8 protein-coding genes and 1 pseudogene are annotated in these 13,658 nt (G+C 73.9%); 4 read left to right on the top strand and 5 right to left on the bottom strand.

The features are described 5' to 3' along the window. Positions 1–4 precede the first annotated feature (4 nt). The 4 genes and pseudogenes from eccCa to ACFCZ1_RS26010 all read right to left on the bottom strand — a co-directional run. Complete coding sequence (gene eccCa, locus ACFCZ1_RS26025; protein WP_376680677.1) at positions 5–3,979, bottom strand: type VII secretion protein EccCa; 3,975 nt, start codon at positions 3,977–3,979, stop codon at positions 5–7. Positions 3,980–4,045: 66 nt separating this feature from the next. Further along, a complete protein-coding gene (locus ACFCZ1_RS26020; protein WP_376680676.1) occupies positions 4,046–5,251 on the bottom strand; it encodes a MinD/ParA family protein in 1,206 nt (401 codons plus the stop codon). A 60-nt stretch (positions 5,252–5,311) separates the two neighbouring features. Further along, positions 5,312–6,667 (bottom strand): type VII secretion integral membrane protein EccD, encoded by a 1,356-nt coding sequence (eccD, locus tag ACFCZ1_RS26015; protein ID WP_376680675.1) that lies wholly within the window; start codon positions 6,665–6,667, stop codon positions 5,312–5,314. 210 nt (positions 6,668–6,877) lie between these two features. After that, positions 6,878–7,177, bottom strand: a pseudogene (locus ACFCZ1_RS26010) (hypothetical protein); the annotation flags it as partial. 260 nt (positions 7,178–7,437) lie between these two features. On the opposite strand from ACFCZ1_RS26010, the gene ACFCZ1_RS26005 reads away from it, so the two are divergent. The 4 genes from ACFCZ1_RS26005 (at position 7,438) to ACFCZ1_RS25990 (ending at position 11,216) form a co-directional block, all read left to right on the top strand. Continuing rightward, positions 7,438–8,676: a serine hydrolase domain-containing protein gene (locus ACFCZ1_RS26005; RefSeq protein WP_376680674.1), complete on the top strand. Its 1,239-nt coding sequence runs from the start codon at positions 7,438–7,440 to the stop codon at positions 8,674–8,676. Between the two features lie 86 nt (positions 8,677–8,762). Beyond that, positions 8,763–9,287, top strand: a complete 525-nt coding sequence (locus ACFCZ1_RS26000) for a GNAT family N-acetyltransferase (protein ID WP_376680673.1) — start codon at positions 8,763–8,765, stop codon at positions 9,285–9,287. A 76-nt stretch (positions 9,288–9,363) separates the two neighbouring features. Beyond that, complete coding sequence (locus ACFCZ1_RS25995; protein WP_376680672.1) at positions 9,364–9,876, top strand: SigE family RNA polymerase sigma factor; 513 nt, start codon at positions 9,364–9,366, stop codon at positions 9,874–9,876. A gap of 59 nt (positions 9,877–9,935) precedes the next feature. Then, positions 9,936–11,216 (top strand): hypothetical protein, encoded by a 1,281-nt coding sequence (locus ACFCZ1_RS25990; RefSeq protein WP_376680671.1) that lies wholly within the window; start codon positions 9,936–9,938, stop codon positions 11,214–11,216. A gap of 70 nt (positions 11,217–11,286) precedes the next feature. Here the strand turns inward: ACFCZ1_RS25990 and ACFCZ1_RS25985 are convergent, their stop codons facing one another. Further along, entirely contained in the window at positions 11,287–12,972 is a 1,686-nt protein-coding gene (locus ACFCZ1_RS25985; RefSeq protein ID WP_376680670.1) for a bifunctional 3'-5' exonuclease/DNA polymerase, read from the bottom strand. Positions 12,973–13,658: the final 686 nt, after the last annotated feature.

Below are 13,658 nucleotides of genomic sequence, written 5' to 3'. Positions count from 1 at the left end.
TCCTTCACTCGGGGGTGCAAACGGTCTGGATCAGACGGTTGGGCTGGCCCCTGCGGATGAGCACGCCGCGTCCTGCGGGCTGCTGGGAGGCGTACACCCCCGGGAACAGCTGGCCCTCGCTGCGGTCGCCGGCCATGACGACCGCCGAGGCGCCCGATTCGCGCAGGCCCTGCACCAGCGGCTCGTACATCCCGCGCGAGGCGCCCGCGACGCGGCGCGTCAGGACGAAGTGCAGGCCGATGTCCGCCGCCGACGGGATGTACGGCACGAACGGGGCGAGCGGCGACTGTCCGGCCGTGGTGAGTACGTCGTAGTCGTCGACGAGGACCACGATCCGCGGTCCGCCGCCCCAACTGCCCGGCTCCAGGTCCTCCAGGGGGGCGCTGTCGTCGGGCAGCCGCCGCTCCAGCTCGGTGGCGATGCCCGCGGCCAGCCCGGCGCACATCTTGGAGTTGTACGCGTAACCGCCGTTGAACTCCTCCGGGACCACACCGCGCAGGCTGCGCCGCGGGTCCATGATGGCGAAGACCAGCTCGTCCTCGCCGTACCGCTCGATGAGGCCGCCGGCGATCGTCTTCAGCAGGTTCGTCTTGCCGCACTCGCTGTCGCCCATGACCAGCAGGTGCTGGTCGTGCCGGAACAGGTCGATGAGTACGGGCGCCAGCGCGCTCTGGTCGAGACCGATCGGTACCCGCTTGGGCTCGGCGACCGGGCCGGGCAGCAGATGCGGCTCCAGCAGGTGCGGCAGCACCCGTACCGGCTGGGCCGCGTCCCCGCTCCAGGTGGCGCGGATCGTACGGGCCGTGCGCTCCAGGACCGCGCCGAGCTCGGAGGTGTCGCGGAGCCCGTCGGTACGGGGCAGCGCGACCTGCGCGAAGAGCTTGCCGTCGGTGAGGACGCGGCCGGGCTCGTCGGGCGACAGGGTTTCGGCGAGCTTGCGCTCGATGCTGGACTCGCTGGGGTCGTTGAGGCGCAGCTCCACACGGGTGCCGAAGTTCGACTGGGTGGCTATGCGGACGTCGTTCCAGCGGAGCATGCCCGCGACGACGTGGATGCCGTAGCCGCCGCCGCGCTTGAGGATGTCGACGACCGCGTCGTCGAGTTCCTCGAAGTCGTCGCGCAGCGCGCCGAAGCCATCGATGACGAGGACGATCTCCGCGGAGGCCAGCTGCGGCAGCCGGCCGGCCGCGTGCAGGGTGCGCAGTTGCTCCACGGAGTCGATGCCGTGTTCGCGGAAGAGGTCCTCCCGGGTCGCCAGCATGTTCCGTACCTCTTCGACGGTACGGGCGGCGCGCTCGCGGTCGGCGCGGCCCGCGATCCCGCCCACGTGGGGCAGGCCCGACAGGGCCTGGAGGCCGCCGCCGACGAGGTCGAGGCCGTAGACGCCGACCTCCTGGGGGGTGTGGGTCAGCGCGAGCGAGAGGACCAGGGTGCGCAGCAGGGTGGTCTTGCCGGACTGCGGGCCGCCGATGAAGGCGGCGTGGCCGCCCGCGACGGTGAGGTCGAGGTACCACTCGCCCTGCCACTGCTTCGTCGGGTCGTCGAGCAGGCCGAGCGGCACCACGAGCCGCCCGCGGCGCTTGGCCAGCTGCATGCCGCGCGCGCCCACGTCGAGGGGGCCGGCGACCGAGTCCAGGCTGAGCGCGTCGGGCAGTGGCGGCAGCCAGATGCGGCGCACCCGGCCGGCGGCGTTCTCCAGCTGCTCGACGATGACGCCCATCTCCGTCGGCCCGGTCTCGCGGCGCCGGGCCGTGGGCTCCTGGGTGCCCGCGCTCTCGGGCTTGGACAGGGTGTTGAAGGCCTCGTACTCCAGGGCGAGCGGACCGCTTTCCTCCTCCTCCGCACGCTGTACGGGACCCCGGTAGGCGCCGGAGACGTAGCTCGCCTTGAACCGCTCGTAGTGGCTGGTGTCGACCTTGAGGAAGCCGAAACCGGGCAGCGGCGGAAGGTGGAAGGCGTCCGTGGTGTCCAGGACCGTACGGGACTCGTCGGCGGAGAAGGTGCGCAGGCCCAGGCGGTACGACAGGTACGTGTCCAGGCCCTTGAGCTTGCCGCCCTCGATGCGCTGGCTGGACAGCAGCAGGTGCACGCCGATGGAGCGGCCGATCCGGCCGATGGACAGGAAGAGGTCGATGAAGTCGGGCTTTGCGGTGAGGAGTTCACCGAACTCGTCGATGACGACGAAGAGGTGCGGGAGCGGGTCCAGGTCGGGCCGGCGGTCGGCGCGCAGCGCCGCGTAGTCACCGATGTCGGCGATGTTCCCCGCGTCCTTGAGGACCTGCTGGCGGCGCTTGACCTCGCCGGCGAGGGAGGCGTGGACGCGCTCGACGAGACCGGCCTGGTTCTCCAGGTTGGTGATGACTCCGGCGACGTGCGGCAGGTCGGCGAACGGCGCGAAGGTCGCACCGCCCTTGTAGTCGACGAGGACCAGGGCGAGGTCCTCCGGCGGGTGCGTGGCGACCAGGGCGAGGACGAGGGTGCGCAGCAGCTCGGACTTGCCGGAACCGGTGGCGCCGACGCACAGGCCGTGGGGGCCCATGCCGAGCTCGGAGGATTCCTTCAGGTCCAGCAGTACGGGCTCGCGGGCGTCGCTGATGCCGATGGGCACGCGCAGGAAGGCGCGTTCGCCGCGCGGGGCCCACAGGCTCGCCAGGTCGAGGCGGGCCACGTCGTCGATGCCGAGCAGGTCGGCGAAGTCCACGGGCCCGGACAGCGGTGCGTCGATGAGGGACTCGGCGGACAGGCGCAGCGGGGCGAGCATCCGGGCCAGGCCCTCGGCGAAGGGGATGCCGACCTCGTCCACGGTGCCGTGGGCGCTGACGGGGGTGTCCTCGCGCAGGTCCTCGATGAGGACCCGGTCGCCGTCGACGGTGATCCGTACGCCGACGTGCCCCGGCTCCTGGATCCGCTGTTCGAGCAGGTGGAGGACGGTGACGCCCATGTCGCGCAGGCCGACCGCGTCGTCGGGGCGGGGCAGTTCGACGGCGTCCTCACCGTGTCCGTCGGTCACGACGAGCAGCCGGGACGTCATGGACAGGGCGTCCCTGCCGGACAGCCCGCGGCGCACCTCGGCGGCGTAGGAGGCGCGGCGGCGCAGTTCCGGGCCGATCTGCCGGGCGAGCTGGGCCGCGGAGGGGGCGATCCGGCGGGCGGCGACGGGGCCGTCGAGCTGCTCGGTGTCGAGCAGGTGCGGCATCCACTTGGCCCACTCCCAGTCGGCGAGCCGGTCGCCGGGGACGGCCAGCGCGATGGCCACGTCGTCGGGGGCGTGCAGCGCGGCGGCCTGGACCAGCAGGGCCCGGGCGACGCGCAGGCAGTCCTCGCGGGGGCCGATGACGCTGATGTTGCCGACGCGGTCGAGCGGGACGGTGAGCGGGAGTTCGGTGCCGTTGCGGAAGCGGGAGGTGAGCGCGGAGGCCTCGTTGAGCATGAAGAGGTCGGGCGGGGTGAGGACGGAGGAGCCCTGCTGGCCGATCTGCAGATCGCGTACGGGCATCTCGCCGGTGCCGACGCGCACGCGCAGGAAGTCGCCGTCGACGCGCCGGCGCTCCCACAGCCGGGCCGGGTCGCGGACGATGTCGTACAGGGCGTGCGGTGGCGGGTTGAGCACGTCGGCGTGCTCGCCGCGCTCGCGTTCCTCGCCGGCGAGTTCCTCGCGCAGGTCCTCCAGGTAGGCGAGATAGGCCTCGCGCTGGGTACGGCGGGTGCGCTGGGCCTTGCCGCGCTGCGAGAAGACGAGCGCGAGGGAGCCGACGACGGTGACGACGAGGATCAGCGCGCCGAGCGCGGCGAACTGGCTGTTGCGGACCACCGTCATCATCACGACGGACGACATGACTCCGGCCACGGGCAGCAGCGACATCGCGATGTTGCCCGCCTTGCCTTCGGGGAGGTTGGGCGGGGCCTCGATGGTGCGTGCGGCGGGGGCGGCCGGGGGTCTGACGGTCCTGGCCGGGCGGTGGATCAGTCGGGTGCTCATCGGGTGCTCATCGTCGTCGTTCGCCAATCACGATCGGTCGCGTCACGGTCGGGCCCGGCATCTCGGTCAGTGGCGCTTCTGGGAGAGCTGGAAGACCTCCGCGGCGAGCCGGGTGGCGGTCTTCCTGGTCGAGTGGGCGAGCAGTTCGGTACGGATGGGGCCGCCGGCCGCCAGGTGCCGGTCGTACGGCAGGACGTGCACGCCCGCCCCGGTGGCCTGGAGGGTGCGCACGGCCTCGGTGAGGTCGATTCCCGCGTGCGGCGCCTGCTCGGTGAGTACGACGACCGTGCCGGCGATGACGTGCGGGGGCAGGCCCTGCATCCACTGGAGGACCGCGTACGTGCTGGCGACGCCGTCCAGGGTGGCGGGGGTGGTCAGGACGCGGGCCTGGGAGGCGGAGAGCGCGACCCGGGCGACCTCGGCGGGCAGTGTCTCGCAGTCGACGACGGTCACGCCGAAGTAGCGGCGGAGCGCGACCATGGCCCGTTCGTAGGACCGCAGGTCGAGCATCGCGCCGATCTGGCCCTGGCTGCCGGGCAGCAGCCAGGCGTTGTCGCGGAGCTGGACGAGGTAGCCGGTGACGTCGAGCAGCGACATCTGGGGTTCGACGATGTCCGCGACGTCGCCGGTCGTCCAGCGCAGCGTCTCGGCGCCGAGGCGGATCGGCAGCGAGCCGAGGGCCGGGTCCGCCTCGACGAAGAGGACGGGGTCCTGCCGGTAGTGGGCGTAAGTGGTGCCGAGCAGGGCCGCGACCGTGGACTTGCCGGCACCGCCGCGGATGGACGTGACGGCGATCTGGCGGCCGGTGGTCACGGGCTGCTGGAGCATCTCGGCCGCACGGGTGGCCTCGGCGACCTCGCGGGCGGCGGATGAGGAAACGGTTCGGCGTACGGCTCGTACGGCGCGGGCGGCGAAGGGTTCACCGCGCCGGGGCCCGCGCACCGCGCCGGCGAGGTTCTTGTCGACGGCGGGCCGGGAGTCGGGCGTACGGACCGGCTGGGCGCCGGGGGGCGCCGGCTGCGGCGGGACCTGCCCCTGGGGGTAGCCGTAGCCGGGAGCGGGCTGCGGTGCGTGGCTCTGCGGTGCGTGGCCCTGCGCGGGCACGCCGGGCTGCGGGGCCGGGGCTCCGGCCGGACCCGGACCCGGACCCGGGCCCTGGGCCGACGGCTGCGCGGGCTGCTGGGCGCCGGGGCCCTGCTGGGCGCCCTGGGCCGGCGCGCCGGCCCTCAGGTCGCGCAGGACGTCTCCCTGCCAGTTGTCTCCGTTCGGCATGTCTGCCCCTGCCCCTCTTCTTCCGACCTGCTGCCCCGCCCGGAGCGCCTGCGCTTTGACTCAGAACTTGTTGAGCAGTTGCCCGTACACGCCGAACACCCCGACGGCGAGGGGGAAGAGTCCCACCATGCCGACCGATTCGATGAGGTCGGCGGTGCGCCGCAGCCGGACCTGCACGTGGTCCGGCGGCTGCACCGCGAGGACCAGCAGCGGCAACAGCGCTGCCGCACCGAGGACGGCCAGCGGTCCGGTGCCGCCGGCGTGCTCGGTCCACAGCATCACGAGGCGTACGACGAGCAGGGCCGCGGCGGCGACCAGCGCGACGACCTCGGCGACCAGCGGGAAGGCCCGCGCCCTCGACAGCAGCACCACGGCGACCAGCGCGGGGAGCGCCACCGTCCAGACGGTGGGCTTCTCGGCGAGGGTCAGCAGCCAGCCGGCGCCCGCCGCCGAGACCGCGGTGACGATCGTCGCGAGGGAGAGCCCGCGGTGCGTGGCGGCGAGCGCGTTGCCCACCTCGTGGCGGCTGACGGAGGCACCGCCCGAGCGCCGGTCGTCGAGCGCGGTGAGCCCCGAGGCCATCAGGGCGAGCCGCGGCAGCAGCCCGAGCAGCACCACGGAGAACAGGACCACGACCGCGCCGAGCCGGGCCGGATCGCCCTGGACGGCGGCGACGGCCTCCCACACGGCGGTGATCACGGCCGTGGCCACGGCGCCGATGAGCCCGCCGCGGCCGAGCGGCGAGAAGTAGCCGAGCAGCACCAGCGTCAGCACGATCGCGCCCGCGACGGCGGCGAGCCGCGCGGTTCCCGGCCAGTGGTGGGCGTCCGCGGCGGTCCACGCGGTGAGGACGCCCAGGCTGCCGGAGGCGAGCAGGAGGGCGGTCGCCAGGCCCCGGTTGGCCTGCCCGATCCGGGCGACGAGCGCGCCGGCCGCCATCAGGACGAGCGTGACGGCCGTGAGGGCGCCGGCCAGGGCGTCCAGTGCGAACTCGCGGCGGGCGAGCAGCGCGGCGGTCACCATGAAGGCCACGGTCGCCACTCCCGCGCTGCCCCTCCGGGCGGCGGGACGCCAGCGCCAGGCCTGCAGGTCGAGGTCGTCGGCCACCAGGTCCGTGACGTCGTGGACCACGGGTGCGGGCGGCGCGGAGTGGGTCCGGACGAGCCGCAGCACGGCGCCGTCGGCTATCCCGGCCGAGGCGAGCGTGCTGTCGTGCGGCAGCGCGGAACCGTCCGACGTGATCAGCTGACGGGTCATCGGGCGCGATGCGGCCCGGTCGTCGAGCAGATGCAGGATGTCGGGGAGCAGCTGCCCGATCGGAGTGTCGGAGGGGAGGACTATGTCGGCCCGACGCCGCTCGCCGACCAGGGTCACCCGGCTCAATTGCGCCCGGGAAGTCGTTGCTGTGCTCACCACTTACGGGAACCTATCATCGCGGGATTGCGACCTTTCGGGGCCAAGGGGACGTACGTCTGCTGCCGGACTGTGAAATCTCCCGGATCTCCACGCGTTCTGCTCCCGTCCCTACGACTGCGACGGCTTGGGCGGCTTGGGCGACTTGGACGCGTGCGAGGGCTGCGGGGAGGCCGGTGCGTTCGGTGACGACGGCGACTGCTTCGGCGACTTCGGTGATTTCGAAGGCGTCGTCGACGGTGACGGCGGCCCGGGCTGCTGTACCGGGCCTTGCTGTTGCTGCTGCTTCTGCTGTTGCTCGGCCTTCTGCTTTGCGAGCGTGTGCTGGACGAAGGACCACCCGACGCAACCCGCGCACAGGACAGCCGCGATGGCGATGCCCGCGAACAGCTTCCCGAGCCGTTCGTCGGCCGTGCGCCGCGCCCGCTGCGCGCCGAACAGCAGCGCGTCCCTCATCCTGCGGCGGCGTACCGCCACCGACTCCAGAAGCTGGCTGTCGTAGTCCCGTGCCATCCGTCGTCCGTCGCCTCAGTTCCGGCTCGTCGTGGGCCAACAACCGCTCCGGGGCGCGGCCGTGTGCGCGCGGTATGCGAAGCCCCCTGTTTTTTGCCTCTGCAACATAGAGCATGGACCGGCGTCCAGCACACCCAGGCCGGACGTGAGTACGACCGGTCCGCGGGTGAGCGCTCCTGCGGTCGCCCGGGCGGGCAGCCGGGTCTACGTTGGAAGGACCGGGGGCCGGGGCGCGGGCGTCACGTGCGAGGAGGCCGGTCATGGCGACACGGTTGCGCAGGACAGCGGTCGGGGTGGCCGCTGCGGCCCTGATCGCCGTACCGCTGGGGCCCGGGGCGGTCCACGCCTCGGCCGCGGCGCCGCCCGATCCTTCGGCCGCGGCGCCGCCCGATCCCTCGGCCTCGGCCCCGCCCCGGGCCTCCGACGAGTTCCCGCTGCTCACGCCCGCCGTGACGGCCCGGCTGGACGCGGCCGTCAGGAAGGTCATGGCCGAAGCGCAGGTGCCCGGGGTGATGGTGGCCCTGTCGGCGCCCGGCAAGGGCACGTACGTACGGGCCTTCGGCGTCGCGGACAAGGCGACCGGCGCGCCGATGATGACCGGCCTGAACATGCGGATCGGCAGCGAGACCAAGACCTTCACCGTCACCGCCCTGCTGAAGCTGGTGGACGAGGGCAAGGTCGGGCTCGACGACCCGATCGGGAAGTACGTGGACGGGGTTCCGAACGGCGACCGGATCACCCTGCGCGAACTGGCCGGGATGCGCAGCGGCCTGTTCAACTACTCCGAGGACGAGGACTTCTTCAAGGCCCTGACGAGCGATCCCGACCGGCCCTTCACCCCGCAGGAGCTGCTCGCGTACTCCTTCAAGCACCCCGTGCTCTTCGAGCCGGGCACGCAGTTCCAGTACTGCAACACCAACTTGATCCTGCTCGGGCTGGTCGTGGAGAAGGTGAGCGGCGACGCGCTCGCCGACTACATCGACCGCGAGGTCGTCGCCGAAGCCGGGCTGAAGCACACGCTGTTCCCCACCGGCGCGGAGTTCCCGAGCCCGCACGCCCACGGCTACACGGACCAGACGGCCTCCGGGAAGACCGAGGACGCCACGAACTGGGACCCCTCCTGGGGCTGGGCGGCCGGAGCGATGATCTCGGACCTCGCCGACCTGCGGAGCTGGGCGAAGACCCTGGCGACCGGGACCCTGCTGACCCCCGCCACCCAGGCCGAGCGGCTGAAGGTGACCCCGGCGCTCCCGGGCACGGGCTACGGGCTGGGCATCTTCGACGTCCAGGGCTGGATCGGGCACAACGGATCGCTGCCCGGCTACCAGTCGCTGACCGTGTACATGCCGCAGACGCAGGCCACGCTGGTGGTGCTGCTCAACACGGACACCTCCTACAAGGGCTCCGAGCCGAGCACGCTGTTCGGTGAGGCGATCACGAAGATCGTCACCCCCGGCCACGTGTTCACGCTCCCCGCCCAGCCCGTCACCGGTCACTGACGCACCGGGCCGCCCCTCCCCGGGCCGGCCGGGCCCGCCCGCACAATGGTCCCCGTCAGCACGGGAACCGACCAGGGAGACGCCCAATGACCGGTCAGGGACAGGCGCAGGGGCATGCGCAGGGGCAGGCGCAGGGGCAGGCGCAGGCGGCGCACGACGGGGCCGTCACGGTCCGCGCCGCGGGGGAGGGGGACGTCGAGGCGGCGGCCGCGCTCTTCCGCGGCTACCTGGACTTCTACGAGGTGGACGTCGAGGACCCGGACCGCCCGCGCGCCTTCCTGGCGGAACGGATCGCGAAGGGCGAGTCCCTCGTCCTGCTCGCGGAGATCCCGGGAGCCGGGGCGGTGGGCCTGGCGCAGGTCTACCGCACGTTCTCGTCCCTCGCCCTTCGGCCCGCCTGGGTCCTCAACGACCTGTACGTGGACCCGTCCGGCCGACGCACCGGCGCCGGCCGCGCGCTGCTGCGCGAGGTGCTGCGCCTGGCCCGCGAGGCCGGGGTGGCCGGGGTACAGCTGGAGACCGCGTACGGCAACACGGTGGCGCAGGGGCTCTACGAGGCGGAGGGCTTCGTCCGCGACGAGTTCCACGTCTACTTCCACGACCTGGGCTGATCCGCTTGCGGCAGGGGTGAAACATTCCCGCACCGCCGTCGCGTCAATGGGGTGGGACGGGCGCGAGGGGGAGTGCATGCGGCAGGGTCGCAGGGACGGGTTCCGCGAGTTCGCGGCAGGCAGGTCGGGGCATCTGTACCGGTCGGCGTGCCTGCTGGCGAGCGGGGACACCCATCTCGCGGAGGACCTGGTGCAGGAGACCCTGGGGCGGATGTACCTGCTCTGGGGGCGGATCTCCCGCATCGACAATCCGGCGGCGTACGCGCAGACGGTGCTGGTCCGGGAGTTCCTGACCCATCGGCGTCGCCGGTCGGCGGGAGAGCGCCCGGTCGGGGAGCTCCCCGACCGGGGCGCGGCGGACGGCGACGCCGATCCGGCGCTGCGGATGACGCTGCTGGAGGCACTCGGGCGGCTGTCGCCGAAGGACCGGGCCGTGCTGGTGCTGCGCTACTGGGAGGACCGCAGCGTCGAGGAGACCGCCGACGCGATGAACGCCAGCTCGGCTGCGGTGCGCACCCGGACCTCGCGGGCCCTGGGCCGGCTCCGGGAGCAACTCGGCGGAAATCTGGCCGAGTTCGCGGAGCGCTGAGACCGCCGGTCCGTTCCCCGCTTTCCTCACCCACCTTGAAATGGAAGGTTTGGTTCCGCATGCCCTTTGAAGATGAGCTCGGCGAAGCGCTCCGGCGCGCGGGGGACGGTTTCACGGCCGACCGGCTGGCCCTCGCCGCGGCCGGCGAGCAGCGCGGCCGACGGCTGGTGGCCCGCCGCCGCGCCGCGGTGGTCGGCGGATCGGTGCTGGCCCTGGCCGTGATCGGGATGGCCGGCGCCTACTCCGGCGGGCTGCTCGGCGGCTCCCGCTCCGGCTCCGGCCCCGGACAGGTCGACGTGGCGGCGCCGCCGACCCTGCCGAGCAGCGGGTCCGGCAAGAACGGCGGCTCCGACCCGAACCTGAAGGGAACCGGCACCGGAGCGGTCACCGCCGACCAGCTGCTGGCCGTGTTGCAGGAGTTGCTGCCCGGCGGGAAGCTGATCGGCACCCAGGCGCGCGGCAGCGACCAGTCCCCGATGGTCTCCGGGGTGTACGACGACGGCGGCGGCAAGGCTGCCATCAGCGTCGGCCTGTCCCGGGTGGACCCGAACGGCAGCAATGCCCGCGAGCTGACCCGGTGCGGGGACAAGAACATCCAGGAGTACGACGACTGCACCACCGAGCAGCTGGCGGACGGTTCCAGGCTGCTGCTCTACAAGGGCTACGAGTACCCGGACCGCCGGGTGGACACCAAGGTCTGGCGGGCCGCGCTCGTGACCCCGCAGGGCTTCATGGTCGACGCGTCCGAGTGGAACGCGTCCGCGGAGAAGGACGCCCCGCTCTCCCGGCCCAACCCGCCGCTGACCAGCGCCCAGTTGAAGACCGTGGTCACCTCGGCCCTGTGGCACCCGGCGCTGAACGACCTGCGCCCGGCCGAGACGGAGCGGGCCGCCCCGCCGGAGTCGTGGGGCGCGCTGCCGTCCATGAGGCCCGAGGCGGCCCTGGAGCGTCTGGCGGCCGACCAAGGGATTCCGGTCGTCTCCAAGGGCGGGCAGGACTCCTCGTACGGTTACGTCGTGCTCGACGACGGCAAGGGCAAGTCCCTGGTCCAGCTCAACGTGAGCAACGCCGAGAGCACTTCGGGCTTCACGGGCGCTGGTGTCACCACGCTGCCCGACGGCACCAGGGTGAAGGTCACGCAGCGGCCCGCCGAGAAGGGCAGGGGCGTGGTCGAGTGGACGGTCGACACCCTGCGCAAGAACGGGTTGCGCGTGGTGGTCTCGGCCTACAACACCGCCAACCAGAGCGGCACGGCCACCCGCGAGACGCCCGCGCTGACGCTGGAGCAGCTCAAGGAGCTCGTGCTGGCCCCCGGCTGGGACGGGAGCCAGAACTCCTAGGTGCGGTGCGGCCCCACAGGTTGGCCGGGGGCCGTGCCCCGGTGAACCCTGCCGGTCACGGCACGCGCGCTCATTTGGCGTCGGCGTAGCACTCGACGACCGCCGTCGTGAACGGGAAGCGGACCGGGGTGTCGCCGAAGGCGATCCGGCCGGCCCGGTCGCCGGCGGCGCGGATCGCCTCGGCGACGGCCCCGGCCTCCTCGGTCGGGCAGTGCACGATCACCTCGTCGTGCTGGAAGAACACCAGCTCGGCGCGCATCCCGGCGAGGGTCTGCCGCAGGGCGGCGAGCAGCAGCAGGGCCCAGTCGGCGGCGCTGCCCTGCACGACGAAGTTACGGGTGAACCGGCCCCGGGCCCGGGTGTCGGCCGAGGCGTAGCCCGGGGTCCAGCCGCGGTTCTCCCGGTCCTCCCGGTCCTGCGGGATCCCGGCCTCGCCGTCGTCGGACTCGGCGGAGCCCACCGGCGGCGGGCAGGTGCGGCCCAGCCAGGTCCGTACGAGCCGCCCCTCCTCGCCCGCCTTCGCCGCGTCGTCGACGTACGCCACCGCCCGCGGGAAGCGGCGGCGCAGCGCGGCCAGGTTCTTGAGGCCGTCCCCGGAGGTCTGCCCGTAGACGGCGCCCAGGACGGCGAGCTTGGCCTTGTCCCGGTCGCCGGAGAAGCCCTGGCGGGAGACGGCGGTGTAGAGGTCCTCGGGCCGGCCTGCCACCTCCATGAAGGCGGGGTCGCGGGAGATCGCGGCGAGCACGCGCGGCTCCATCTGGTCGGCGTCGGCGACGACCAGCCGCCAGCCCGGATCGGCGACGACGGCCCGGCGGATCACCTTGGGGATCTGCAGGGCCCCGCCGCCGTTGGTCACCCAGCGGCCGGTGAGGGTGCCGCCGGGGATGAACTCCGGGCGGAAGCGGCCCTCGTGGACCCAGTCCGCGAGCCAGCCCCAGCCGTGGGCGGTGTAGATCCGGTACAGCTTCTTGTACTCGATCAGCGGCTCGACGGCCGGGTGGTCCAGCTCCTGGATCGCCCAGCGGCGGGTCGACCCGAGCTTGATCCCGGCCTCCGCGAAGGCCTTGATGACGTCGGCGGGCAGATCGGGGCGCACGCGTCGGCCGAAGGCGGCGGAGATCCGGTCGGCGAGCTCGGCGAGCCGGCGGGGCTCGCCGCCGCCCGCGTACCGCTCGCCGAGCAGCTCGGTCAGCAGGGCCCGGTGCACGTCGGCCCGCCAGGGCAGACCCGCGCGGTTCATCTCGGCGGCCACGAGGAAGGCGGCGGACTCGGCTGCCGTGAGCAGCCGCATCCGGTCGGGGTGGGCGGTGGCGTCGAGCCGTCCCGCCTGGTCGGCGTGGAGGGCGAGCAGGGCGTCGAGGGGGACGGGTGCGGGCTGCGGGTCGAAGAGGGAGTCCTGCGTGCCGGGCACGGCGGCGCGCTGCGGGGGATCGGGCGGTACGGGGGCGTTGTTGAGCCGGGCCCAGGCGGCCGCCGCCGAGCGGGGCTCCCCGGACCGCCCCTCGTGGCCGAGCAGCAGCAGCTCGCAGTCCTCGATGTCGTGGCACCGCTCGACCCGCACCCCTGCGGCGAGCAGCCGGGGGTACACGGCGGTGGTGGACCGCCAGACCCACCGCGTCCCGGCCGGCGCGGCCCGCACCGCCTCGGCGGGCTCGCGCACGCGGATCCGCGCCCCCGCGCCCGGTTCCACGGGCGCGGCGTGCCACCACCCGTCGCCGTCTTCGGCGAGGGCCCACCGGGACGCGCGGTCGCTCATGGGTGCGAGTGTCCCACCGCCCTCTGACACTCCCCGCCTGCGCCGCGCTGCCGGGGACTCCGCCCCCGCCTGCGCCGGGGGACTCCGCCCCCGCGCCTCACACGCCGGTGGGGCTGGATCCCGTTCGAGGCGCGGGGTCCGGGGCGGAGCCCCCGGCAGCGGCGCCGCGGACGGGCGCCGGGCCCGGGCGCGGGGCACCGACCGCGCGTCCACCGCCAGGGCGGACGCCGGGGCGCGGTCCGGGAGCTCGGGGAGGACGCCCGCGTCCGGAGGCGTCCAGGAAGCCCGCGGCGATCGCCGAGTGCGTCGCCACCGGCACCGGCACCGGCACCGGCACCGGCACCTCGACCGGCTGCGCGGCCGAGCCCGACAGCGCGGCCCGGGCCCGCTGCGGCCCGGGCCCGCTGCGCCCCGGGCCCGCTGCGCCCCGGACAGCGAGCCCGGGGCGCAGCGGGCCCCGACGGCCCCGGCCGGCTCCGCTCCGCCCGGCGCGCGCTGCGGCGTCCCGCAGCGGATGCCCACCCGCACCGTCCGCCGCCGGAGCGCGACGGCCCGGTCATCCGGACCGTGTACCCCACGGCGGCGCCGCGGGTCGGGTACGAGCCGACCGGGCTCGGCCGCAGCCTGACCGTCCTGGCCAGGGCCTCGGCGCCTGGTCGCCCGCCCACCGCCCGCGGATCGAGGCC

It is taken from the genome of Streptomyces sp. NPDC056224, assembly GCF_042267665.1.
Classification (GTDB): domain Bacteria; phylum Actinomycetota; class Actinomycetes; order Streptomycetales; family Streptomycetaceae; genus Streptomyces.
This window is presented reverse-complemented; position numbering and strand designations above follow the sequence as displayed.

Excerpts from the sequence above, each read along its gene's own strand:
- ACFCZ1_RS25985 (WP_376680670.1), bottom strand. The coding sequence starts at position 12,972 with ATGAGCGACCGCGCGTCCCGGTGGGCCCTCGCCGAAGACGGCGACGGG.
- ACFCZ1_RS26005 (WP_376680674.1), top strand. The coding sequence starts at position 7,438 with ATGGCGACACGGTTGCGCAGGACAGCGGTCGGGGTGGCCGCTGCGGCC.
- eccCa (WP_376680677.1), bottom strand. The coding sequence starts at position 3,979 with ATGAGCACCCGACTGATCCACCGCCCGGCCAGGACCGTCAGACCCCCG.
- ACFCZ1_RS25990 (WP_376680671.1), top strand. The coding sequence starts at position 9,936 with ATGCCCTTTGAAGATGAGCTCGGCGAAGCGCTCCGGCGCGCGGGGGAC.
- ACFCZ1_RS26020 (WP_376680676.1), bottom strand. The coding sequence starts at position 5,251 with ATGCCGAACGGAGACAACTGGCAGGGAGACGTCCTGCGCGACCTGAGG.
- ACFCZ1_RS25995 (WP_376680672.1), top strand. The coding sequence starts at position 9,364 with ATGCGGCAGGGTCGCAGGGACGGGTTCCGCGAGTTCGCGGCAGGCAGG.
- ACFCZ1_RS26000 (WP_376680673.1), top strand. The coding sequence starts at position 8,763 with ATGACCGGTCAGGGACAGGCGCAGGGGCATGCGCAGGGGCAGGCGCAG.